We start from the raw sequence: 21,173 nt of genomic DNA on the forward strand, positions 1-21,173 counted from the left end.
CCCTCTCCCCTGGCGGGAGAGAGGCACGTCAGGGAGAGAGGGAGGCGCCCTTAAGGCTTGTGCGGCGCTTCCAGGTATTCCTGGGACTGCATCTCCAACAACCGCGATTCGGTCCGCTCGAACTCAAAGCTCAGGCGTCCACCGGAATACAGTTCCGTAATCGGCGCTTCGGCGGAGATGATGACCTTCACATTGCGATCGTAGAACTCGTCAATCATGTTGATAAAGCGCCGGGCCTGGTCATCGTTCTTGGTGCCCAGTACCGGAACATTGCTGACTATGATGGCGTGGAACTGGCGGGCCAGTTCGATGTAGTCGTTCTGGCTGCGCGGGCCATCACACACGGCTTTGAAATCAAACCACACAACATCATCCGCGTGCGCCAGGGCCGGGATGTTACGACCGTTGATTTCAATGTTGGCATCATGGGCGGCACACTCCACGGCCAGGCCGTCAAAGCTCTTGCGCAGGCTGATGTCCGCATCCTTATCCAGCGGGCTGTGGTACAGCTCGGCCTGTTCCAGGGTCCGCAGGCGGTAATCGACACCACCATCCACATTGACCACGTCGGTGTACTTCTTCACCAGCTCGATGGCCGGCAGGAAGCGCTGACGCTGCAGGCCATCTTTGTAGAGACCATCCGGCACGATGTTGGAGGTACATACGAGGGTGACACCACGGCTGAACAGTCCATCCATCAGTGTGGCGAGGATCATGGCGTCGCCGATGTCGGAGACGAAGAATTCGTCGAAGCAGATAACCCGGGTTTCGTCGGCAAACTTCTTGGACACAAGGTCCAGAGGGTTCTTCTCGCCCTTGAGGCTCTTAAGCTCGTTATGGACGCGCTGCATGAAGCGGTGGAAGTGAACCCGCATTTTGCGCTCGAACGGCAGAGCCTCGTAGAAGGTGTCCATGAGGTAGGTTTTACCACGGCCAACACCGCCCCAGAAGTACAGACCTTTGACCGGCTCTTCTTTGCCGCCACTGAGTTTCAGCTTGAGCTTGTGCGCAAGGCTGTCACGCTGCTTTTCGGCTTCCACCAGCTTTTCATACAGCGCTTGCAGGCGCTGCACGGCATCGACCTGAGCCGGGTCCTTTTGAAAGTCCGGGCGTTCTAGATCCTGTTGGTAACGCTCCCACGGGCTCAGGTTCGCTTCGGTTTCGGAGGACATGGCTTCTGTCATCTGGGTGTTCTCGGCTGTTGGTTTGTTTTTTGGGGGCCGTATTGTCACTCATTCCGGCCTTTTTCGCCACATTTTGGGCCATTTTGCCCCATACGACGATTGGCGGTGTTTTTGCCATGGGATGATGCTTCACAGGGCGTTATACTGGTCATAGAGGGCTACCTCAATTGCAGCAATGAAAGGACGATTTTCTATGACGAACCTGATTCTGGCGGCAGTAGCCGCGCTGGTGGTTGGCGTTATCATCGGTGTTCTGGTGGGCCGTTCAGGCCAGGGGGCGACGTTACGCCAGCGCCGCGCCGAGCAGCAGATTGATGAGTTGCGTAGTGAGTTTACGCGCTATCAGGCTCAGGTGAATGAGCATTTCATGGAGTCTGCGCATTTGTTGCGGCGTTTCAATGATGCTTATCACGATGTAAATCAGCAGATGGCGCGCGGTGCGAACCGGCTGTGCAATGATGACGAGTGGCTTGCAGAGCTGGAGCAGAAGTCTTCGGGCCGTCTGGGCCACCGTTCCGAGGAGGAGCCATCTGAGCCGCCACGGGATTATGCGCCGAAGTCCGATACCGATGATTCCGGTATGTTGGCTGAGGACTATGGTCTGGATAAGGAAGGTAAGAAGCAGTCTGCCTGACTCGCTTGCCGCCGTTGGCCTTCCCTTGCCTATTAGCGGCGGGGGAGGTCAGTCCGGGAAGGCCTTTCCAAAAACCGCTACGAGCACATCCATGTGCGCTTCTCTCAGGCCATCCATGGCCTTCGAAATTTTTGGAAAGGCCTTCCCGGACTGATCAATAAAACTCTTCATAGCCTGCCTAAACTTCCTTTTAGGACTTTCTAGGCTAATCAGACTTCCTTGAACTCCCGAACTCGAGCAACATTCCCGCTAAACTTCAGGATTAAACAGGGTTATCACAGTCAATGAATTGGTGATTAACACCAAATTCGTCCGCCAACGCCTTACCCAACGCCTGCACACCGTAACGCTCAGTGGCGTGATGTCCTGCCGCAAAGTAGTGGATACCGCATTCCCGGGCAGTGTGTGTGGTCGGTTCGGAGATTTCACCGCTGATGAAGGCGTCGATACCCGCCTCAATGGCAGTGTTAATAAAGCCCTGAGCGGCACCGGTACACCAGGCGACGGTTTTGATGGTGTCCCTGCCCTCACCTACATGCAGAGGATTACGGTGTAGCGCTCGGGCAAGGTGCAGTCCAAATTTCTCCGGGCTCATGGGCTCCTTGAGCTTGCCCTGCCAGACTAGGCCGCCTAACGGTTTCGGGTTCTGGATACCGAGCACATCAGCGAGTTGGCGGTTATTGCCATACTCGGGGTGGTCATCCAGCGGCAGGTGGTAGGCGACGAGGTTGATGTCGTTTTCCAGGAGCTGCTTGATCCGGTTCTTTTTCATGCCGCGAATGCACTGGTCCTCGCCTTTCCAGAAATAACCATGGTGCACCAGGATCATGTCGGCGTTTTGCTTGATGGCCTCGTCGATCAATGCCTGGGAGGCGGTGACGCCCGTGATGATGGTATTGACCTCTTCCTTACCCTCAACCTGCAGGCCATTCGGGGCGTAATCCTGAAAGTTCTCTGGCTCCAGCCATTCATTGATTTTGGAGAGAATGTCGATGCGGTTTGCCATGGTGGTTGCCTCGGCCGTATTCACAGAATTAATGGAGCATGTTGGCGCGAAGAGAGCTGATAGCAAGGGCCAGGGATGGCCCGAAATAAGCGCACAGGGATGTGCTTGTAGCGGTTTTCGGAAACCCATCCCCGCCCCGCAGCCACTCAAAGGCTAAAGCGCCAGGATTTTAAGACTTTAGAGTTCGGCCAACGCCTTAAGCAAGGCATTGTTCTGATCAGAGGTTCCTACGGTGATCCGCAGGAAATCGCTGATCCGAGGTTTGTCGAAGTGCCGAACAATAATCCCCTCATCCCGCAGAAGCGCCGCGATGGCCGCACCGGATTTCTGTTTGTGGCGGGTGAAGACAAAGTTGGCCTTCGACGGCAGAACCTCAAAGCCAAGCTCTTCCAGCTCCTCGGTCAGACGCTCACGCTCGTTGATCACGCCATTGCAGGAATCTTCGAACCACTGACGGTCCTCGAACGCAGCTACCGCACCCGCCAGGGCCAGGCGGTCCAGGGGGTAAGAGTTGAAGCTGTCTTTCACCCGCTGGAGGGCTTCGATCAGTTCTTCGTTGGCAACCGCAAAGCCGACCCGAAGACCCGCCAGGGAGCGGGCCTTGGAGAGGGTCTGGCAGACCACCAGGTTCGGGTATTTGTTGACCAGCGAAATGGCGGATTCGCCGCCGAAATCCACATAGGCTTCATCCACAACCACAACGCTGTCTTCGTTGGCCTGCAGGATTTCCTCGACATGCTGAAGCACGAGGTAGCGGCCGGTCGGGGCGTTGGGGTTCGGGAAGATGATACCGCCATTGGTGCGCCGGTAATCGGCCGGATCTATCTCAAAACTGTCCGTCAGCGGCACCGCGTGGTGTTCAACCTGGTAGAGGCCGCAGTACACCGGGTAGAAGCTGTAGGTGATGTCCGGGAACAGGATCGGGTCGTCGTGCTTGAGCAGGCCCTGGAAGATGTGTGCCAGCACTTCGTCTGAGCCATTACCCACAAAGACCTGGCTGGCCTTGATGTCGTAATCGGCGTAGTAGCTGGCAATCGCGTCTTTCAGCGCCTGACCTTCCGGGTCCGGGTACAGCCGCAGGTTGTCGTTCAGCTCCTTCTGAATGGCCTCGATCACCTTCGGCGAGGGGCCGAAGGGGTTTTCGTTGGTGTTCAGCTTCACCAGGTTGGCCATCTTGGGCTGTTCACCTGGCACATAAGGTTTGAGCTGTTCGACCAGGGAACTCCAATACTTGCTCATTTAAGGCCTCAATCTTTAATACGGTATTCGGCAGAACGGGCGTGGGCCGTCAGGCCTTCGCCACGGGCCAGCACGGACGCCACACGACCCATACGGTCAGCGCCTTCGGCACTGAAGCCGATCAGCGAGGACCGCTTCTGGAAGTCGTAAACGCCCAGCGGTGAACTGAACCGTGCAGTTCCACTGGTCGGCAATACGTGGTTCGGGCCGGCGCAGTAGTCGCCCAGAGCCTCGGCGGTGTGGCGGCCCATGAAGATGGCGCCGGCGTGGCGGATGTCGTCGAGCATCGCCTGCGGATCTTCCACCGACAGCTCCAGGTGCTCCGGAGCCACCCGATTGGACACCTCAGCGGCTTCTTTCAAATCAGCCACCTGGATCAGTGCGCCACGACTGGTCATGGAGGTGCGGATAATCTCTTCACGCTCCATGGTCGGCAGCAGTTTGTTGATGCTGGCTTCAACGGCGTCCAGGAAATCCCCGTCCGGGCTGACCAGGATGCTTTGCGCCTGCTCGTCGTGCTCGGCCTGGGAGAACAGGTCCATGGCGATCCAGTCCGGATCGGTTTTGCCATCGCTGATCACCAGGATTTCACTCGGCCCGGCGATCATGTCGATGCCGACCACGCCGAACACTTCCCGCTTGGCAGTGGCGACGAAAATGTTGCCCGGGCCAACGATTTTGTCCACGGCCGGCACGGTTTCAGTGCCATAGGCCAGAGCTGCCACGGCCTGAGCGCCACCCAGCGCGAAAACACGATCCACCCCGGCGATGGCAGCCGCTGCCAGCACCATGTCGTTCACCACACCATCCGGCGTCGGCACAACCATGATCAACTGACTCACGCCAGCCACTTTGGCGGGAATCGCGTTCATCAATACGGACGATGGATAGGCAGCCTTACCACCCGGCACATACAGACCGGCACGGTCCAGCGGCGTGACCTTCTGGCCCAGCACGGTGCCGTCTTCGTCTTCATACTGCCAGGACTGTTGGTTTTGACGTTCGTGGTAATCGCGAATCCGCTCGGCGGCTTTCTCCAGGCCTTCACGCTGATCCTGAGGAATCTTGTCCAGAGCGGCCTGCAGGCGGTCCTGGCTGATTTCCAGCTCGGCCATGGAGCCGACCTTCAGGCGATCAAACTTCTCGGTAAATTCCATCACCGCCGCGTCACCACGGGTTTTTACCTCATGCAGGATATGCCGCACCGACTCGTTCACCTGATGGTCCACGCTGTCATCCCACGCCAGCAGCTTGGCCAGCGCACTGTCGAAGTCGCTCTGGGAGGCATTCAGTCTGGTGATCTTGTCGGTCATAACTCTAATCCTGCATGTGGATTTTTGCTTTGGGGGTATCAGCCATCAGGGTGGCCTTTCCAAAAACCGCTACGAGCACGTCCATGTGCGCTTCTCTCAGGCCATCCATGGCCTTCGAAATTTTTGGAAAGGCCACCCTGACGGCTTCAATTAGTTACAGTGCAAAACGCTCTGTTACTGATCTCGGCGTTTTTCGACTGCGGCCGCCATCTTCTCGATAATCGGGTTAATCTGCTCATGCTTCATTTTCATCGAAGCACGATTCACCACCAGTCGACTACTGATGTAATCAATTAACTCTCTGGGCTCAAGACCATTGGCCTTCAGGGTATTGCCGGTATCCACGATATCGACAATCTCATCTGCTAAATTCAGGATCGGCGCCAGTTCCATCGCCCCATAGAGCTTGATGATGTCCGCCTGACGCCCCTGGGCGGCGTAGTAACGACGTGCCAGGTTGACGAACTTCGTGGCCACACGGATGCGGCCGGCCGGCGGGTTTTCGCCTTTTTTGCCGGCGGTCATCAGCTTGCAGCGGGAGATGTTCAGATCCAGCGGCTCGTACAGGCCTTCACCACCGTGCTCCATCAGCACGTCTTTCCCGGTCACACCCAGGTCCGCGCCGCCGTACTGCACATACGTCGGCACGTCGGTGGCCCGGATAATCAGGATACGCACGTTGGGATCAGTGGTCGGGAACACCAGCTTGCGGGACTTTTTCACGTCGTCGACCAGCTCGATGCCGGCTTCCGCCAGCAGCGGCAGGGTTTCTTCCAGAATGCGTCCCTTCGACAAGGCGATGGTGATGGAATCTGTCATGAGTCTTTCCGGGTTCCCGTTGGTTTGGTTAGGCCGGCAGGCGGCGGATGCTCGCGCCCAGCAACTGTAATTTCTCTTCGATGCACTCGTAGCCACGGTCAATGTGGTAGATGCGATCCACAATGGTATCGCCCTCACCCACCAAGCCGGCGATGACCAGGCTGGCCGAGGCCCGCAGGTCGGTGGCCATGACCGGGGCTCCGGTCAGATGATCCACACCTTTTATGATGGCCGCGTTACCCTCCAGGGTAATATCAGCGCCCATGCGGATCAGTTCCTGCAGGTGCATGAACCGGTTTTCGAACACGGTTTCCACGATCGTGCCCGTACCTTCGGCGACCGTGTTCATAGCGGCAAACTGGGCCTGCATGTCGGTCGGGAACGCGGGATAAGGCGCGGTGCGCAGGTTCACGGCTTTTGGCCGCTGGCCTTTCATGTCCAGCTCAATCCAGTCCGGGCCGGTGGTGATGTGAGCGCCGGCTTCTTCCAGCTTCAACAGCACCGCCTCCAGGATGTCTTCCCGGGTGTCCTTGACCTTGACGCGACCACCGGTGGCTGCTGCCGCCACCAAGTAGGTGCCGGTTTCAATGCGGTCCGGCAGTACGTTGTGGTGGCAACCGTGCAGGCGCTCCACACCGTTAATCTCGATGGTGGCAGTGCCGTGGCCCTTGATGTCGGCGCCCATGGCGATCAGACATTCGGCCAGGTCCACCACTTCCGGTTCCCGTGCGGCGTTTTCCAGGATGGTCTTGCCCTCGGCCAGTGTGGCGGCCATCAGCAGGTTCTCGGTGCCGGTAACGGTGACGGTATCCAGGAAGATGTGCGCGCCTTTCAGTCGGCCGTTGGTCTTGGCCTTGATGTAGCCATTTTCAACGGTGATGTCGGCACCCATCAGCTCAAGGCCGTGGATATGCAGGTTCACCGGCCGGGTACCAATGGCGCAGCCACCGGGCAGTGACACCTGGGCCTCGCCAAAGTGAGCAACCAGTGGGCCCAGCACCAGGATGGAGGCGCGCATGGTTTTCACCAGCTCATAGGGCGCGTGAAAATGTTTGATGGTGTTGGCGTGCACCTCCACCGACATTTTCTCATCCACCATGAGCTCCACCCCCATACGACCGAGTAGCTCGATCATGGTGGTAACGTCGTTCAGGTGTGGCAGATTGCCAATGCTAACCGGTTCATCGGCCAGCAGGGTGGCCGCCAGAATGGGCAGTGCCGCGTTCTTGGCGCCGGAAATACGGATCTCGCCATCCAGGGGCTTGCGGCCCCTGATCAGAAGTTTATCCACAATATCTGTCCTGTTCGGTTCAGGCTTAGGCCTGGCGCTCGGCCCATTCGCTGGGTGTAAAGGCTTTCGGGTGCAGAGCGTGAATGGTGCCGTCCATAACATGCTGGAACAGCACCTTGTTGATCATTTGCTGCCGCTTGATGGTGGGCAGGCCCTCGAATACGTCACCCACAACGACGACCATGTAGTGGTTGCCATCGACCTGCACCTCAACTTTGCAGTCGGGCAGAGCTTCTTGAACCAGTTCGGTTACCTGGGCGGCGTCCATAGGAAATCCTCGAATGTCTTGAAATCAGGGGCGGAATTGTACCCAATTAGCAGGCGTCGGTCAGCCGTGTGGTGCAAATCCGGGGATCTGGTTTTGCAGATTGCTTAATGCCGCCAGGGAAACCAGCCGTTCACTGGCGCCCCGGAAGGTCATTGGACGCTGAAGCTGCTGAGCCTGGCGCTGCCAGCACAACAGCATGGATAACACCACACTGTGGGCCGTACCCAGCTCGGAGAGGTCCACCGTCAGCGGGCCGGTGGCACCACGAATCAGCTCCTCTCCCTGGGCTCGCAGGGCTATCACGGTCTCAGCATCGACATCACCGGTGACCGCCAGAACAGGCCCAGACAGCGTCACCCGTGGCGCCTCAAGGCTCATGACTGACCCTGTTCTTCGTTATTAAGATCGAGCGATTCAACCGCACTGCCCCAGCCATCAATCACCAACTGGATCTGCCCACGGTTCTGCTCCATTTCCTGGGCGAAGCGGTCCCGGAACGCCAGACCAATATTGACGCCTTCGACAATCAGGTTCTCCATCATCCAGCGGTCTTCGTTATTTTTGAACATGGAATAGGTAATGGGGATGCGGCTGCCGGAAGCGGATGTCAGTTGCATCTGGACAGACGCACGATCGCTGTTGTTCGGCAGGATTTCAGCATCCTGAACCGTCATCTGGAAATCATCGGCATTCACCAGCGCCTGGGCATAGGCATCAAAGAGGCTACGCTTGAAGCGCTCAACAAATTCGTCACGTTGTTCCGGGGTGGTCTGGCGAGCGTAACGCCCCATTACCCGGGCCGCTATCCGGCGGAAATCCACGAACTGATCAAGCGTTTCTTCCATCAGCTTGTAGAATGCCTCCGGGTCTTCTGAATACAGGCTTTTCTCGGCATTCAGCTTATCCACCAGCAGCTGGGTGCTGTTATCGACGTAACTTTTCAGCTCGTCTTCCGGGCCAGCCCATGCCGGTGCCACCGCCAGGGTCAGCATGGCGAGGATCCACAGACAACGTTGTTTCAGGGCAAGCATGACAATCTCCTTTGCATTGGTCTTTCGGGCCGGGTCAGCGGCCAGACGCGAAGTTGCTGATCAGTCGTTCCAGGTTCATGGCCGACTGGGTTGAATAGAAGGTATCTCCCGGCTTCAGTGATTCCATATCACCACCCACCGAGATATCTACATACTGGTCACCAAGCAATCCGGATGTACGGATCACCGCAGCGCTGTCCGTTGGAATATTGTCAACGTCGGATTCGATGGCCAGCGCCACCCGGGCCTGGAAGGTTTCTTTATTCAGGGTGACCGATTCAATGGTACCGATGGTTACGCCCGCCATGGACACACGGCCTCGGGGCGCCAGCCCGCCGGCATCGTTGAAGTTGGCATACAGCGTGTAACGATCGCTTGCCGACTTCGGTGACAAGCCACTGACCTGTAACGCCAGAAACAAAATGGCAGCCAGGCCCGCGATCATAAACAGGCCGACAATCACTTCAATACGTCTGTTGCCCATGGCAGGCTCCCTGAAAAATCCTGTCAGAAATCACCGAACATTACGGCGGTCAGTACAAAGTCCAAGCCCAGCACGGCGAGCGATGAATACACCACCGTCTTGGTGGTGGCCGAGCTGATACCCGCTGATGTGGGGATACAATCATAGCCCTGGTAAACGGCAATCCATGCGCACACAAAGCCAAACACCACGCTTTTCAGCAGGCCATTCAGCACGTCATCGACGAAGTCCACCGACGACTGCATGTTGCCCCAATAGGCGCCATCAAATACGCCCAACCATTCTACACCCACGAGCATGCCACCCCAGATACCCACCACGGTGAAAATCACCGCCAGCACCGGCATGGCGATAAATCCGGCCCATAGCCTGGGAGCAACCACCCGGCGCAACGGGTCGACACCCATCATCTCCATGCTTGACAGCTGTTCGGTTGCCTTCATTAGCCCAATTTCCGCCGTCAGGGCAGAGCCGGCGCGGCCAGCGAACAGCAAAGCGGTCACCACCGGGCCAAGCTCCCGCACCAGGGTGAGCGCAATCATCTGGCCGATGGCCGATTCCGAGCCAAAATCGCTGAGGATAGTATACCCCTGCAGCGCCAGGACCATGCCGATAAACAGGCCAGATACCACCACAATGGCCAGCGAGAGCACGCCAACGAAGTAAAGCTGCTGAACCAGCAGGGGAAAACCCGTGATGGGCCTGGGAACACCGGACAACACGCCAAAAAGAAACCGTCCGGAGCGGCCAAAGGAAGCGATAACCGCCAGACCCTGGCGCCCGAGAGCAGCGATTTTATCCACTGAACCACTCCCCTTTTACACCGAAATCTGCAGCGACATCCGCTACCGGGTAATGAAATGGCACCGGACCATCCGGCTGTCCGCCCAGGAACTGCTGGACGCGCTCGGAGGGATGATCCCGCAACTGCTCAGGAGTGCCCTCACCAATCACCTTGCCATCCGCGATGATGCAGGCATAGTGGCAGATGCTCAGCGACTCGGGCACGTCGTGGGAAACCAGCACACTGGTCAGGCCCATTGAGCTATTGAGATCGCGAATAAGTTTGATAAGGACTCCCATGGCAATGGGATCCTGGCCGGTAAACGGCTCGTCGTACATGATCAGCTCCGGGTCCAGCGCAATGCTGCGCGCCAGAGCGACCCGGCGGGTCATACCGCCGGACAATTCTGCGGGCATCAGATCGCGGGCGCCGCGCAGGCCCACCGCCTCCAGTTTCATCAACACGATGTCGCGGATCATGTCTTCCGGCAACTGGGTGTGCTCTCGCAGCGGAAAAGCCACGTTTTCGTAGACATTCAGGTCGGTAAACAGGGCTCCGGTCTGGAACAACATGCCCATCTTCTCACGCAGGGCATAGAGCGCCTTGCGCTTCAGGTGCGGCACGTCCTGCCCGGCGACCATAATCGTTCCGGAGTCCGGCTTCAGTTGGCCGCCGATCAGCCGGAGCAACGTGGTCTTCCCTGTGCCACTGGGCCCCATGATTGCCGTCACCTTGCCCCTTGGAATTTGCAGGGAGACGCCATCCAGGATTCGCCGGTCTGACCGGGAAAACACAACATTGTCAAAGCTTATGTAGGCGGAAGAATCCATAAACCATCCTTTGCACGAAGCCGCTACAGTATGACAAGCGCTGCTTAAGCTCAATTGTCGGCAGGAAAAATGTCATTATGGCAACACAGATTCACCCAGAACCCCGGGAGTCAGACGCCACAGAAGTGATATACTGCCGGTTCGCGAGCCGTCCCGGATACGATCACACCGGGCCATCCCGATCAGAGACACAGACAGTCGGCCAACATGACAGATTCAAAAACTGCGAACGACCAGAACTTTCATACCTCTGCCCTGCGCGCCATCCGCATAGAGCGGGAAGCCATTGAAGCCCTCGAACATCGCATCAACGGTGATTTTACCCGCGCCTGCGAGGTAATCATGGCCTGCAAGGGCCGGGTGGTGGTCACCGGCATGGGTAAATCCGGTCACATCGGCAACAAGATTGCCGCCACACTGGCCAGCACCGGCACGCCGGCGTTTTTTGTGCACCCCGGCGAGGCCAGCCATGGCGATATGGGCATGATCACCCCGCAGGATGTGGTGATCGCCATTTCCAACAGCGGCAGCACCAGCGAGGTTGTCACCATTCTTCCGCTGATCAAACGCATGGGCGCGCCACTGATCAGCATGACCGGCAACGAAAGCTCGGTACTGGCCCGGGAGGCCGTGGCCAACCTGGATGTCAGCGTGACCACCGAGGCCTGTCCGTTGGGCCTGGCCCCCACCTCCAGCACCACAGCCACACTGGTGATGGGCGATGCCCTGGCTGTCGCCCTGCTGGAGGCCCGGGGCTTCAGCGCCGAAGACTTCGCCTTCTCTCATCCCGGTGGCAGCCTGGGGCGCCGGTTGCTGCTGCACGTTTCCGACATCATGCACACCGGTGAGCAGATCCCCAAGGTCCCAGAAGACACCACCCTGAGTGGCGCACTGCTTGAGATCAGTCGCAAGGGCCTGGGCATGACCACGGTGGTCGATGACAAGGACAACCTCGTGGGCGTATTCACCGACGGTGACCTGCGCCGGACTCTGGACAAGTCCCTGGACGTTCACACCACGCCGATTCGCGACGTGATGACCCGCCAGGGCAAGACCATCGAGGCCGACCACCTGGCCGCCGAAGCCCTGAAAATCATGGAAGAGCTGAAAATCAATGCCTTGCCGGTCACCGACAGCGCCGGCCGGCTGGTGGGCGCCATCAACATGCATGACCTGCTGCGTGCTGGTGTGATTTAAAAGGAGCGTGAACAGATGAGCGATATTAAACCGCCACTGGCAGAGCGATGGAACGAAGCATTACTGGCCAAGGCCGCAAGCATCAAGCTGATTGCCCTGGATGTGGATGGCATCATGAGCGACGGGCGCCTGTATTTCAGCGCCACAGGCGACGAGCTTAAGGCGTTCAACATTTTGGACGGCCTGGGCCTGAAACAGCTGATGAAGGCCGGCATCACCGTGGCCGTCATTACTGGCAGGCGCTCGCCCCTGACCGAAAAACGTATGAAGGACCTGGGCATCCCTCACCTGATGCAGGGCCGGGAAGACAAGAAGGTCGCCTTGATGGAACTCATCGCCGACATGGACCTGCAACCGAACCAGATTGCCTACATGGGCGATGATCTGCCCGACTTGCCAGCCCTGAGCTTTGCCGGGCTCGGTATTACCGTTCCCAACGGATATTGGCTGGTTCAACAACAGGCCGACTATTGCACCCAGACCGCCGGTGGCGCTGGCGCGGTTCGCGAAGCCTGTGACCTGATCCTCTGGGCCCAAGGCCAACTCACTCAAACCCTGGCACCCTATACAGGCGCCCATTCATGATCATCAAGCTGCTGACGCCAAGATCCAGCATCGACGCCTGGGCCAGAACCCTGGGGCTGGCAGCGGTTATTGCGGCAACGGTTTTCCTGATGTGGCAAAGCGATGAACGCAGCCTGGGCACGCCAGACGCCGAACAGTTACGCGGCCCCTCTGAACCGGACAGTTTTGTTGTCGGTAGCCATTATCGGGCCTGGAGTGAGCAGGGGAACCTGGAGGTCGAGCTGACCGCACCACGCATTGAGCAGTTCCAGGATGCGGACCTGGCCCTTCTGGAAGGACCGGTAGCCCGAGTCTTCCCCAGCGAACGACCTCAGCCGTGGATAATTGAGGCGGATAAAGGTAGCCTGCGGCAAACAGAGGGACTGCTTCACCTGGCAGGCAACGTGGTAGTCACCCGGCGCGCGGAAAACACTGATGCCACCCTGACCACCGAAGCCCTGACGTTCAACGACAAAGAAGGCACGGTGTATACCGATCGGCCGGTCACCATTACCGAACCTTTCGGGGTTACACAGGCAACCGGCATGAAAGCCTGGATAGACCAACGCATACTGGAACTCAACTCGCAGGTAGAAGGGCAATATGAAACCCTCAGGTAACACATCACGGCTCCTCGCTCTGTTGACCGGGCTACTTCTGGCGGGCTCCGCGTCCGCCTTTGACCTGAATTCCGATCAACCCATCAAGGTCAGCGCAGACTCCGCCAGACTCGATGACACCGAAGGCACTGCCGTCTATACCGGCGATGTACGACTGGTCCAAGGCGAAGCCTACCTGAATGCAGACCGGGTGATTCTGCACCGCAATGAGCAGGGCGTCAGCAAGGTGGAATCCTGGGGAACACCCGCACACTACTCCCAGCCCGCCCGCGACGGCCAGAAAGCCACAGACGCCTGGGCTCTTGAAATCACCTGGTCGGCGGATGAAAACGTCATTGTATTGAAACAACAGGCCCGCATTGAGCAGGGTAGCAACGAATTCCGCGGCGATGTGATTCACTACGATACCGTCCGGCGAGTGGTCACCGCCGAAGGTGGCAGCACCGAGAGTGGCGATTCCGGTCGCGTCGAAATGGTGATCCAGCCACGCAATTCCGAACAAACCGACAACGAGACAGGTTCTGATGGCAGTACTCAGGGCCAGTAATCTGGCGAAAAGCTACAAACAGAAAAAGGTGGTTCTGGACGTTTCGCTGGAAATCCGCTCCGGGGAAATTGTGGGCCTGCTGGGCCCCAACGGTGCCGGCAAGACCACCTGCTTTTACATGATCGTGGGCCTGGTGCCCTCCGACCACGGCCGGGTGACCATTGATAACAAGGACATCACGCCGCTGCCCATGCACGGGCGTGCCCGTAAAGGGATTGGCTACCTGCCCCAGGAAGCCTCCGTGTTTCGCAAGCTGACGGTGCGCGACAACATCATGGCCATCCTGGAAACCCGCAAAGGCCTGAAACGCGCCGACCGGGAAGCGAAGCTTGAAGAGCTGCTTGAAGAGTTTCACATTACCCACATCCGGGACAGCATGGGCATGGCCCTGTCGGGCGGCGAACGCCGGCGTGTGGAAATCGCCCGTGCGCTGGCCATGGAGCCGGCTTTTATCCTGCTGGATGAGCCGTTTGCCGGGGTGGACCCGATCTCCGTCAGCGATATCAAGCACATCATCCGGCACCTGCGGGACAAGGGCATCGGCGTATTGATCACCGATCACAACGTGCGGGAAACCCTCGACATCTGCGAGAATGCCTATATCGTCTCCGGTGGCCACATTATCGCCTCCGGAAACGCCGAGGCCATTCTGGCCAACCAGCAGGTCAAGGAGGTCTATCTTGGCAACGAGTTTCACCTGTAGGGTAAGGAACGGGGGCCTTTAGTCGGGGCCTCATTGTTTTGCGAACCGCCAGCAAGTAAACTCGGCAGAAAAATTGCTTAGGACTTTTCTCGGGCAAAGTTTCAATCGGAATGCCAATAAGTTATGGATGTTAAGCCATGGTTATGAAAGCCTCCTTACAGCTCAAGATGGGCCAGAGCCTGACCATGACGCCCCAGTTGCAGCAGGCCATCCGGCTGCTGCAGCTTTCCACCCTTGATCTCCAGCAGGAAATCCAGCAGGCACTGGAATCAAACCCCATGCTGGAGACTTCCGAAGACGACGAGCAGAACGAAGCCGAGCAAAGCACCGAGGAAGCAAAAGACAGCAACGAGACTGCGGAAGAAAGCAGTCCCGAGCCCACCGCCGACTGGGATGAATCCGAGAACGGCCCCGACTGGTCCTCCGAGAACGACATCCCGGACAACATTCCCGACGACCTGCCCGTGGATACCGCCTGGGATGACATCTATCAGTCCGCACCGGCACCGGCCCCCAAGGCCGACGACGAAAACGATCACGATTTCGAAACCCGCAATTCGCCGGCCGAAACCCTGCAGGATCACCTGGAATGGCAGTTGAACCTGACCCCGCTGAGCGAGCGGGACCAGGCCATTGCCCACGCCCTGCTGGATGCGGTGGACGACCGTGGTTACCTCACGGCCACTGTGGAGGACATCCACGCCGGCCTGATGGACGATGCCGACGAAGACCCCCTGGAGCTGGACGAAGTCAAAACCGTTCTGCACCGCCTGCAGCATTTTGATCCGCCCGGCGTATTTGCGGCGGATCTGCAGGAATGTCTGCTGATTCAGCTCAACCAGCTGCCACCCGATACCCCCTGGTTGCGCCAGGCGCGCCTGGTGGTCACCCAGTTCCTGCACTTGCTGGGCAACCGCGATTACGCCCAACTGCTGCGCCGCAGCCGGCTCAAGGAAGATCAGCTCAAGGAAGTCCTGTCACTGATTACCAGCCTGAACCCGCGCCCAGGCGACATGGTGGACCAGGCTGAGCCGGACTACGTGATTCCGGATGTCATCGTGCGCAAACACGAAGGCCGCTGGCGCGTGGAACTGAACCCCGAAATTGCTCCGCGCATCCGAGTGAATGCCAGTTACGCTGGCCTGATTCGCCGAGCGGACAGCAGCGCCGACAACACCTACCTGCGCGACCAGCTGCAGGAAGCCAAGTGGTTCATCAAAAGCCTGCAGAGCCGCAATGAAACCCTGCTAAAAGTGGCGACCCGTATTGTCGAGCACCAGCAGGAATTTCTGGAATACGGCGACGAGAAAATGAAGCCGCTGATTCTCTCGGACATTGCCCAGGCGGTGGAAATGCACGAATCCACCATTTCCCGGGTGACCACCCAGAAGTACATGCACACGCCCCGGGGCATTTATGAGCTGAAGTACTTTTTCTCCAGCCATGTCTCCACGGCCGAAGGCGGGGAATGTTCCTCCACCGCCATTCGTGCGATGATCAAAAAGCTGATCGCGGAAGAAACACCGAAAAAACCGTTGAGCGACAGCAAGATTGCAGCCATGCTGAAAGAACAGGGAATCAACGTGGCGCGGCGTACCGTCGCCAAGTACCGGGAGGCCATGCACATCCCTCCCTCGAACGAACGCAAACGACTGGTTTAAACTTTTGCTGGCAAAATTGATCTGCCAGCGGCAAACCGGTGTGAAAGCCGGCACAATGACAACAGGAGATGCCTATGCAAATTAATATCTCAGGTCACCACGTGGACCTGACTCCCGCACTGAAAGACTACGTGAACAGCAAATTCGAGAAGCTGGAGCGTCACTTCGACCACATCAGCAACTGCCAGGTTACCCTCGAAGTGGAAAAGGTGCGCCAGATTGCCGAAGCCACCCTGCACGTAGTGGGCGGCGAGGTTCATGCAAAGGCTGAAAGCGAGGATATGTACGCCGCGATTGACGGCCTGATCGACAAGCTCGACCGTCAGATCCTCAAGCACAAGGAAAAGAATGTAGACCGGGCGCACGGTAACGGCAAGCACTGACCCCAGCGCTTGCCTACCGGCTGTTTCAATTGATCGAGCTGCGGCGGTGTGAACCAGCCGCAGCCTTTTTTTATACGGAAGCGCAGTCGATCCATGAGCGATACATCCCTGACCATCGACAACATTCTGTCCTCCCAGCTGACCCTGTGCCAGGCACCGGCCTCCAGTAAGAAACGCGTTCTGGAGTTCATCGCCGAGCGCATTCACTACCAGGATGAAACCCTCAGTGAAAGCGATATCTTCAGCAACCTGGTCTCCCGGGAAAGGCTGGGCAGTACCGGTATCGGACAGGGCATCGCCATCCCCCACTGCCGCCTGGACGGTCTGGACCGGGTGATTGGCGTGCTGATGACGCTGCAGGAGCCGGTGGATTTTGATGCCATCGACAACCAGCCGGTAGACCTGGTGTTCGCCCTGGTGGTGCCCAAGGAAGCCACCAGCGCACACCTGGAATTGCTTAGCCAACTGGCGGAAAAGTTCAACGATGGCGCCTTCTGTCAGCGCCTGCGCCAGTGCACGGATAGCGATTCGCTGTATCAGGGCATGCTGGCAGACAGCCAGTAACCGGCACCACATTCGCATCACCAGAGAGACGGTAAGATGAAGCTGATCATCGTCAGCGGCAGATCCGGGTCCGGCAAGAGTACGGCGCTGCATGTACTGGAAGACCTGGGTTTTTACTGCATCGACAACCTGCCCATCGGGCTCCTGCTGCCCCTGGCCCGGGAGGCCGCCACGCAGGATTCACCCGGCCGCCTGAAACGCATGGCCGTGAGCATTGATGCCCGCAATCTCTCCGGCGAACTGGCCAACTTCGAGCGCATCTACAACCAGCTTCGGGATATTGGCGTGTCGGTGGATATTGTCTACCTGGATGCCGCCGAGAAATCCCTGCTCCAACGCTTTCACGCCACTCGTCGCAAGCACCCCCTGAGTGACGAAAACACCTCCCTGCGCGAAGCCATTGAAAGCGAAAGAGCCCTTCTGGAGCCGTTATCGAAGCTCGCCGATCTTTATATCAACACCACCGGCCTGTCCATGTACGAACTGCGCGACATGGTCAAACAGCGGGTGGTGGGCCGCAAGGACCAGGAACTGGCGCTACTGTTCCAGTCGTTCGGGTACAAGCACGGCGTGCCCATGGATTCAGACTACGTCTTTGACGTGCGTTGTCTGCCCAATCCTTACTGGGACCACAATCTCCGTCAGTTTATCGGGACCGACCAGCCGGTCATCGATTTCCTGGAACGAGAGCCGGTGACCCGCCAGATGCTGGATGACCTGAGCCACCTGCTGGAAACCTGGCTCCCCGCCTTTGCCGCCAGCAACCGCAGCTACATGACGATCTCCATCGGCTGCACCGGCGGCCAGCACCGCTCCGTGTACATGTGCGAGCAGCTGGGCAAGCATTTCCGGGAACACTATCGCAACGTGCAGGTTCGTCACACCGAACTGCCTCACCTTCAGGCTCGTGGAGAAATCTGAACCATCATGCTCTGTCGTCCGGTTACGATCATCAACAAACTGGGCCTGCACGCCCGCGCCACTGCCAAACTGGTGGCTACCGCCTCAGAGTTCGACAGCTCGGTCCAGCTACGCGGCAAGGGCCGGGAAGTCGATGCCAAAAACATCATGCAAGTCATGATGCTGGCCGCCAGTCAGGGCACGGAAGTGGAACTGGTGGCCGATGGCCCCGATGAGGAAGAAGCCATTGATGCACTGGTTGCACTGATCGACGATTACTTTGGTGAAGGTGAATAACAGCATTCACCTACAACCCTCTCTAACCTGCAAGACCTAACTCCGCTATAATGCAGGCGTTTTCTGATCGCAGGTAGTTTCCATGACCGATATTCTGGAAAAAAGTCAGGCCCGCCAACGGTTGCGCTCTCTGGGCGAAGCCCTGGACAGTGGTGCGCTCAAGCAAGTCTCCCGTATTCTCAACGGCGGCCTGAGTCCCAGCGATATCGCTCACCTGCTGGAATCCTCCCCACCACGCCAGCGGGCCCTGCTCTGGAACCTGGTCGAGAAAGACCTTGAGGGTGAAGTCCTCCAGTACCTGAACGACGATATCCGGGCGTATTTCCTGAGCCAGCTGAACGTCCAGGAACTGGCGGACATCATCGAGGATTTCGAGTCGGACGATCTGGCCGACTTGCTGCAGCAGCTGCCGGACACGGTGATCCAGGAAGTCCTGGACACCATGGACGAGCAGGACCGCCTGCGGGTGGAGGAAGTGCTCTCCTACCCGGAGGACACCGCCGGCGGTCTGATGAACACGGACACCATCACGGTGCGCCCGGACATCAGCGTGGATGTTGTCTTGCGTTACCTGCGCCGGCACCGGAACCTGCCGCCCATGACCGACAGCCTGATTGTCGTAAGCCGGCGGGATGATTTTATCGGCGTGCTGCCCATTACCCGCATCCTGGTGTCCAATCCGGCGGCGACGGTCCGGGAAGTGATGGACACCGAGGTGGAACCGATTCCGGTCACCATGTCCGACACGCAGGTGGCCACCCTGTTCGAACGTTACGACCTGATTTCGTCACCGGTGGTGGACGACACCGGCCGGCTGCTTGGCCGCATCACCATCGATGACGTGGTTGACGTTATCCGGGAAGACGCCGATCACTCTTTGATGAGCATGGCCGGTCTGGATGAAGACGAAGACACCTTCGCCCCGGTCTGGAAAACGACACGCCGCCGTGCTGTCTGGCTGGGCATCAACCTGATCACCGCATTTATCGCCTCGGCCGTTATCGGCCTGTTTGAAGATACCATCAGCAAGGTGGTGGCCCTGGCGGTGCTTATGCCGATCGTCGCCAGCATGGGTGGCATTGCCGGCAGTCAAACCCTGACCCTGGTGATACGGGGCATGGCCGTGGGGCAAATCAGCAGTGCCAACGTGGGCTGGCTGCTGAACCGCGAATTTGTAGTAGGCGCACTGAACGGACTGTTCTGGGCCCTGGTAGTTGCTACGGCGGCAGCGGCCTGGTTTCAGGACCTGATGATCGGCGCTATTATTGCCGCCGCGTTGGTGATCAACCTGGTGGCGGCAGCGTTTGTGGGTACCATGCTGCCGCTGTTCCTGAAATCACGAAACATTGATCCAGCCCTGGCGGGCAGTGTCATCCTGACCACCGTCACCGATGTGGTGGGCTTTATGGCCTTCCTAGGGCTGGCCACTCTTATTTACGCCTGAGACTGATTATGACGGATTACCCGGACGACGAACTGCACGAAGACCTTGGCCCCAGCAAGTCACAGATCAAGCGTGAAATGCAGGCTTTGCAGGCTGTTGGCAAGCGCATGCTGGATCTGAGCGACGAACAGCTCGATGCCCTGCCCATTAGCGACACCCTGCGGGCGGCAATTGTCGAATCAAGGCGCATTCGCAAGCATGAGGCCCGACGCCGGCACCTGCATTACATCGGCAAGGTCCTGCGCAGCGAGGACGACCCGGAGGCCATTGAACGGGGGCTGAATGCCTTTGTTGCCGGTAGCGAGGAGCATACCCGCCGGCATCATCTGGCCGAGCGTTGGCGCGACCGGATGATTGCCGAGGGCGACACGGTGGTGGCGGATTTTATTGAATACTGCCCGATGGCCGATGTGCAGCACCTGCGCAACCTGGTGCGCAATGCCCGCAAGGAAGCGGAAAAGCAGAAGAACACCGGCCAGAGCAAGAAACTGTTCCGCGCCCTGCGGGAATGGATTGATGAGGCGGAGCAGTAGTACTTGGTGCTACGAGCCAGCGGGGAGGCCTCTCTTAACCTTGTTAGCGTAAACGCCGGTGCTGCCACACCGGCATGCTCTCCCGAATCTTCTTGAGTCGCTCCGGGTCCAGATCGGCGATGACCACGCCCGGGCCCTGGTCGATTTCATCCAGCACCTTGCCCCAGGGATCACACACCAGACTGTGGCCGTAGGTTTTCCGGCGGCTACTGTTCTGGCCGCCCTGCCCCGGCGCCACGACCCAGACCTGATTCTCGATGGCCCGGGCACGGATCAGCGCGTGCCAGTGGGCATCGCCGGTCTGCCAGGTGAAAGCACTGGGCAGACACACCCATTCCGCGCCCTTCTCACGCAGCGCCCGGAACAGTTCCGGGAAGCGCAGGTCATAGCATACCGCCATACCCAGGCGACCGGCCGGCGTGTCCACCACAATCACCTCGTCCCCGGGCTCAAAGGTATCAGATTCACGGTACTGGCCGTGGGAATCCTCTACCATGGCATCAAACAGGTGGATCTTGTCGTAACGGGCGACTTCTTCGCCCTGATCGTTGTACAGGATGCAGGCAGCCCGTACGCGACCATCAACTTTGGAACCATCCTGGCGGGTGGCCATTGGGAGGGAGCCGCCGACAATCCACAGCCCCAGCTTTTTCGCCTGCTCCGAGAGAAACTTCCGGATCACCGGCTCATCGCCGGATTCCCTCGGGCCGTTTTCCAGCATCTGGCCAGTGGCCATCACGGCAAAGTTTTCCGGCAACACCGCCACTTTTGCCCCCTTGTCGGCCGCTTCCTTCAGAAGCCGGCCGGCTTCTTCGATATTGCCATCGATATCCGGGGTGCTGACCATTTGCACTGCTGCAACCTGTGTCATTCGGGA

26 protein-coding genes are annotated in these 21,173 nt (G+C 58.5%); 13 read left to right on the top strand and 13 right to left on the bottom strand.

Annotation, left to right across the window (positions count from 1 at the left end; all coding sequences use genetic code 11):
- Nucleotides 1-50: 50 nt before the first annotated feature.
- Nucleotides 51-1,148 (bottom strand): cell division protein ZapE, encoded by a 1,098-nt coding sequence (gene zapE, locus BY454_RS02350; protein ID WP_181049635.1) that lies wholly within the window; start codon nucleotides 1,146-1,148, stop codon nucleotides 51-53.
- 229 nt (nucleotides 1,149-1,377) lie between these two features.
- Here zapE and BY454_RS02355 point away from each other — a divergent pair, with 229 nt between their 5' ends.
- Entirely contained in the window at nucleotides 1,378-1,818 is a 441-nt protein-coding gene (locus BY454_RS02355; protein ID WP_104415033.1) for a YhcB family protein, read from the top strand.
- A 262-nt stretch (nucleotides 1,819-2,080) separates the two neighbouring features.
- Here BY454_RS02355 and BY454_RS02360 read toward each other — a convergent pair whose 3' ends face one another.
- The 11 genes from BY454_RS02360 to BY454_RS02410 all read right to left on the bottom strand — a co-directional run bounded on the left by BY454_RS02360 (nucleotide 2,081) and on the right by BY454_RS02410 (nucleotide 10,883).
- On the bottom strand, nucleotides 2,081-2,824 hold the full coding sequence (locus tag BY454_RS02360; protein ID WP_104415034.1) for a Nif3-like dinuclear metal center hexameric protein: 744 nt from the start codon (nucleotides 2,822-2,824) through the stop codon (nucleotides 2,081-2,083).
- A gap of 177 nt (nucleotides 2,825-3,001) precedes the next feature.
- Nucleotides 3,002-4,063, bottom strand: a complete 1,062-nt coding sequence (hisC, locus tag BY454_RS02365) for a histidinol-phosphate transaminase (RefSeq protein ID WP_104415035.1) — start codon at nucleotides 4,061-4,063, stop codon at nucleotides 3,002-3,004.
- Nucleotides 4,064-4,071: 8 nt separating this feature from the next.
- Nucleotides 4,072-5,376: a histidinol dehydrogenase gene (hisD, locus tag BY454_RS02370; protein ID WP_104415036.1), complete on the bottom strand. Its 1,305-nt coding sequence runs from the start codon at nucleotides 5,374-5,376 to the stop codon at nucleotides 4,072-4,074.
- Between the two features lie 174 nt (nucleotides 5,377-5,550).
- Nucleotides 5,551-6,195: an ATP phosphoribosyltransferase gene (gene hisG / locus BY454_RS02375; protein WP_104415037.1), complete on the bottom strand. Its 645-nt coding sequence runs from the start codon at nucleotides 6,193-6,195 to the stop codon at nucleotides 5,551-5,553.
- Nucleotides 6,196-6,223: 28 nt separating this feature from the next.
- Nucleotides 6,224-7,486, bottom strand: coding sequence for a UDP-N-acetylglucosamine 1-carboxyvinyltransferase (murA, locus tag BY454_RS02380; RefSeq protein WP_104415038.1), 1,263 nt, complete (start codon nucleotides 7,484-7,486; stop codon nucleotides 6,224-6,226).
- A gap of 25 nt (nucleotides 7,487-7,511) precedes the next feature.
- The gene (locus BY454_RS02385) at nucleotides 7,512-7,754 is read right to left on the bottom strand and encodes a BolA family protein (protein ID WP_104415039.1); all 243 of its coding nucleotides are present in this window, start codon (nucleotides 7,752-7,754) and stop codon (nucleotides 7,512-7,514) included.
- A 60-nt stretch (nucleotides 7,755-7,814) separates the two neighbouring features.
- On the bottom strand, nucleotides 7,815-8,132 hold the full coding sequence (locus BY454_RS02390; protein WP_104415040.1) for an STAS domain-containing protein: 318 nt from the start codon (nucleotides 8,130-8,132) through the stop codon (nucleotides 7,815-7,817).
- On the bottom strand, nucleotides 8,129-8,785 hold the full coding sequence (locus BY454_RS02395) for an MlaC/ttg2D family ABC transporter substrate-binding protein (RefSeq protein ID WP_104415041.1): 657 nt from the start codon (nucleotides 8,783-8,785) through the stop codon (nucleotides 8,129-8,131). Before BY454_RS02395 ends, BY454_RS02390 begins: the two co-directional genes overlap by 4 nt.
- A 34-nt stretch (nucleotides 8,786-8,819) precedes the next feature.
- Nucleotides 8,820-9,269, bottom strand: a complete 450-nt coding sequence (gene mlaD / locus BY454_RS02400; protein WP_104415042.1) for an outer membrane lipid asymmetry maintenance protein MlaD — start codon at nucleotides 9,267-9,269, stop codon at nucleotides 8,820-8,822.
- Nucleotides 9,270-9,292: 23 nt separating this feature from the next.
- Entirely contained in the window at nucleotides 9,293-10,072 is a 780-nt protein-coding gene (gene mlaE / locus BY454_RS02405; protein ID WP_104415043.1) for a lipid asymmetry maintenance ABC transporter permease subunit MlaE, read from the bottom strand.
- A complete protein-coding gene (locus BY454_RS02410; protein ID WP_104415044.1) occupies nucleotides 10,065-10,883 on the bottom strand; it encodes an ABC transporter ATP-binding protein in 819 nt (272 codons plus the stop codon). The genes mlaE and BY454_RS02410 overlap by 8 nt, the downstream gene beginning before the upstream one ends.
- A 207-nt stretch (nucleotides 10,884-11,090) precedes the next feature.
- Between BY454_RS02410 and BY454_RS02415 the strand changes: the two genes are divergently transcribed.
- From BY454_RS02415 to yjgA, 12 genes are all read left to right on the top strand, one after another.
- Nucleotides 11,091-12,080, top strand: coding sequence for a KpsF/GutQ family sugar-phosphate isomerase (locus BY454_RS02415; RefSeq protein ID WP_104415045.1), 990 nt, complete (start codon nucleotides 11,091-11,093; stop codon nucleotides 12,078-12,080).
- Nucleotides 12,081-12,095: 15 nt separating this feature from the next.
- Nucleotides 12,096-12,665 (top strand): KdsC family phosphatase, encoded by a 570-nt coding sequence (locus BY454_RS02420; RefSeq protein ID WP_104415046.1) that lies wholly within the window; start codon nucleotides 12,096-12,098, stop codon nucleotides 12,663-12,665.
- The gene (lptC, locus tag BY454_RS02425) at nucleotides 12,662-13,264 is read left to right on the top strand and encodes an LPS export ABC transporter periplasmic protein LptC (protein WP_104415047.1); all 603 of its coding nucleotides are present in this window, start codon (nucleotides 12,662-12,664) and stop codon (nucleotides 13,262-13,264) included. The genes BY454_RS02420 and lptC overlap by 4 nt, the downstream gene beginning before the upstream one ends.
- A complete protein-coding gene (gene lptA, locus BY454_RS02430; protein ID WP_104415048.1) occupies nucleotides 13,248-13,811 on the top strand; it encodes a lipopolysaccharide transport periplasmic protein LptA in 564 nt (187 codons plus the stop codon). Before lptC ends, lptA begins: the two co-directional genes overlap by 17 nt.
- Entirely contained in the window at nucleotides 13,789-14,514 is a 726-nt protein-coding gene (lptB, locus tag BY454_RS02435; RefSeq protein WP_104415049.1) for an LPS export ABC transporter ATP-binding protein, read from the top strand. Before lptA ends, lptB begins: the two co-directional genes overlap by 23 nt.
- Nucleotides 14,515-14,657: 143 nt before the next feature.
- Nucleotides 14,658-16,175: an RNA polymerase factor sigma-54 gene (locus BY454_RS02440; protein ID WP_104425537.1), complete on the top strand. Its 1,518-nt coding sequence runs from the start codon at nucleotides 14,658-14,660 to the stop codon at nucleotides 16,173-16,175.
- A 74-nt stretch (nucleotides 16,176-16,249) separates the two neighbouring features.
- Entirely contained in the window at nucleotides 16,250-16,558 is a 309-nt protein-coding gene (hpf, locus tag BY454_RS02445) for a ribosome hibernation promoting factor (protein WP_104415050.1), read from the top strand.
- Nucleotides 16,559-16,651: 93 nt separating this feature from the next.
- Complete coding sequence (ptsN, locus tag BY454_RS02450; RefSeq protein ID WP_104415051.1) at nucleotides 16,652-17,122, top strand: PTS IIA-like nitrogen regulatory protein PtsN; 471 nt, start codon at nucleotides 16,652-16,654, stop codon at nucleotides 17,120-17,122.
- A gap of 36 nt (nucleotides 17,123-17,158) precedes the next feature.
- Nucleotides 17,159-18,043, top strand: a complete 885-nt coding sequence (rapZ, locus tag BY454_RS02455; protein ID WP_104415052.1) for an RNase adapter RapZ — start codon at nucleotides 17,159-17,161, stop codon at nucleotides 18,041-18,043.
- Nucleotides 18,044-18,049: 6 nt separating this feature from the next.
- The gene (locus BY454_RS02460; RefSeq protein WP_104415053.1) at nucleotides 18,050-18,319 is read left to right on the top strand and encodes an HPr family phosphocarrier protein; all 270 of its coding nucleotides are present in this window, start codon (nucleotides 18,050-18,052) and stop codon (nucleotides 18,317-18,319) included.
- Nucleotides 18,320-18,401: 82 nt separating this feature from the next.
- A complete protein-coding gene (gene mgtE, locus BY454_RS02465) occupies nucleotides 18,402-19,763 on the top strand; it encodes a magnesium transporter (RefSeq protein ID WP_104415054.1) in 1,362 nt (453 codons plus the stop codon).
- A gap of 8 nt (nucleotides 19,764-19,771) precedes the next feature.
- The gene (gene yjgA, locus BY454_RS02470) at nucleotides 19,772-20,296 is read left to right on the top strand and encodes a ribosome biogenesis factor YjgA (RefSeq protein ID WP_104415055.1); all 525 of its coding nucleotides are present in this window, start codon (nucleotides 19,772-19,774) and stop codon (nucleotides 20,294-20,296) included.
- A 43-nt stretch (nucleotides 20,297-20,339) separates the two neighbouring features.
- Here yjgA and BY454_RS02475 read toward each other — a convergent pair whose 3' ends face one another.
- Nucleotides 20,340-21,167 (bottom strand): carbon-nitrogen hydrolase family protein, encoded by an 828-nt coding sequence (locus BY454_RS02475; protein ID WP_104415056.1) that lies wholly within the window; start codon nucleotides 21,165-21,167, stop codon nucleotides 20,340-20,342.
- Nucleotides 21,168-21,173: the final 6 nt, after the last annotated feature.

Origin of the sequence: Marinobacter persicus, assembly GCF_002934325.1 — a bacterium.
GTDB lineage: Bacteria > Pseudomonadota > Gammaproteobacteria > Pseudomonadales > Oleiphilaceae > Marinobacter > Marinobacter persicus_A.

What these genes read in the sequence shown, in the direction of transcription:
- BY454_RS02355 (WP_104415033.1), top strand. Translation starts at nt 1,378, where the DNA reads ATGACGAACCTGATTCTGGCGGCAGTAGCCGCGCTGGTGGTTGGCGTT.
- BY454_RS02360 (WP_104415034.1), bottom strand. Translation starts at nt 2,824, where the DNA reads ATGGCAAACCGCATCGACATTCTCTCCAAAATCAATGAATGGCTGGAG.
- hisC (WP_104415035.1), bottom strand. Translation starts at nt 4,063, where the DNA reads ATGAGCAAGTATTGGAGTTCCCTGGTCGAACAGCTCAAACCTTATGTG.
- hisD (WP_104415036.1), bottom strand. Translation starts at nt 5,376, where the DNA reads ATGACCGACAAGATCACCAGACTGAATGCCTCCCAGAGCGACTTCGAC.
- hisG (WP_104415037.1), bottom strand. Translation starts at nt 6,195, where the DNA reads ATGACAGATTCCATCACCATCGCCTTGTCGAAGGGACGCATTCTGGAA.
- BY454_RS02385 (WP_104415039.1), bottom strand. Translation starts at nt 7,754, where the DNA reads ATGGACGCCGCCCAGGTAACCGAACTGGTTCAAGAAGCTCTGCCCGAC.
- BY454_RS02390 (WP_104415040.1), bottom strand. Translation starts at nt 8,132, where the DNA reads ATGAGCCTTGAGGCGCCACGGGTGACGCTGTCTGGGCCTGTTCTGGCG.
- BY454_RS02395 (WP_104415041.1), bottom strand. Translation starts at nt 8,785, where the DNA reads ATGCTTGCCCTGAAACAACGTTGTCTGTGGATCCTCGCCATGCTGACC.
- mlaD (WP_104415042.1), bottom strand. Translation starts at nt 9,269, where the DNA reads ATGGGCAACAGACGTATTGAAGTGATTGTCGGCCTGTTTATGATCGCG.
- BY454_RS02410 (WP_104415044.1), bottom strand. Translation starts at nt 10,883, where the DNA reads ATGGATTCTTCCGCCTACATAAGCTTTGACAATGTTGTGTTTTCCCGG.
- BY454_RS02415 (WP_104415045.1), top strand. Translation starts at nt 11,091, where the DNA reads ATGACAGATTCAAAAACTGCGAACGACCAGAACTTTCATACCTCTGCC.
- BY454_RS02420 (WP_104415046.1), top strand. Translation starts at nt 12,096, where the DNA reads ATGAGCGATATTAAACCGCCACTGGCAGAGCGATGGAACGAAGCATTA.
- lptC (WP_104415047.1), top strand. Translation starts at nt 12,662, where the DNA reads ATGATCATCAAGCTGCTGACGCCAAGATCCAGCATCGACGCCTGGGCC.
- lptA (WP_104415048.1), top strand. Translation starts at nt 13,248, where the DNA reads ATGAAACCCTCAGGTAACACATCACGGCTCCTCGCTCTGTTGACCGGG.
- lptB (WP_104415049.1), top strand. Translation starts at nt 13,789, where the DNA reads ATGGCAGTACTCAGGGCCAGTAATCTGGCGAAAAGCTACAAACAGAAA.
- BY454_RS02440 (WP_104425537.1), top strand. Translation starts at nt 14,658, where the DNA reads ATGAAAGCCTCCTTACAGCTCAAGATGGGCCAGAGCCTGACCATGACG.
- hpf (WP_104415050.1), top strand. Translation starts at nt 16,250, where the DNA reads ATGCAAATTAATATCTCAGGTCACCACGTGGACCTGACTCCCGCACTG.
- ptsN (WP_104415051.1), top strand. Translation starts at nt 16,652, where the DNA reads ATGAGCGATACATCCCTGACCATCGACAACATTCTGTCCTCCCAGCTG.
- rapZ (WP_104415052.1), top strand. Translation starts at nt 17,159, where the DNA reads ATGAAGCTGATCATCGTCAGCGGCAGATCCGGGTCCGGCAAGAGTACG.
- BY454_RS02460 (WP_104415053.1), top strand. Translation starts at nt 18,050, where the DNA reads ATGCTCTGTCGTCCGGTTACGATCATCAACAAACTGGGCCTGCACGCC.
- mgtE (WP_104415054.1), top strand. Translation starts at nt 18,402, where the DNA reads ATGACCGATATTCTGGAAAAAAGTCAGGCCCGCCAACGGTTGCGCTCT.
- yjgA (WP_104415055.1), top strand. Translation starts at nt 19,772, where the DNA reads ATGACGGATTACCCGGACGACGAACTGCACGAAGACCTTGGCCCCAGC.
- BY454_RS02475 (WP_104415056.1), bottom strand. Translation starts at nt 21,167, where the DNA reads ATGACACAGGTTGCAGCAGTGCAAATGGTCAGCACCCCGGATATCGAT.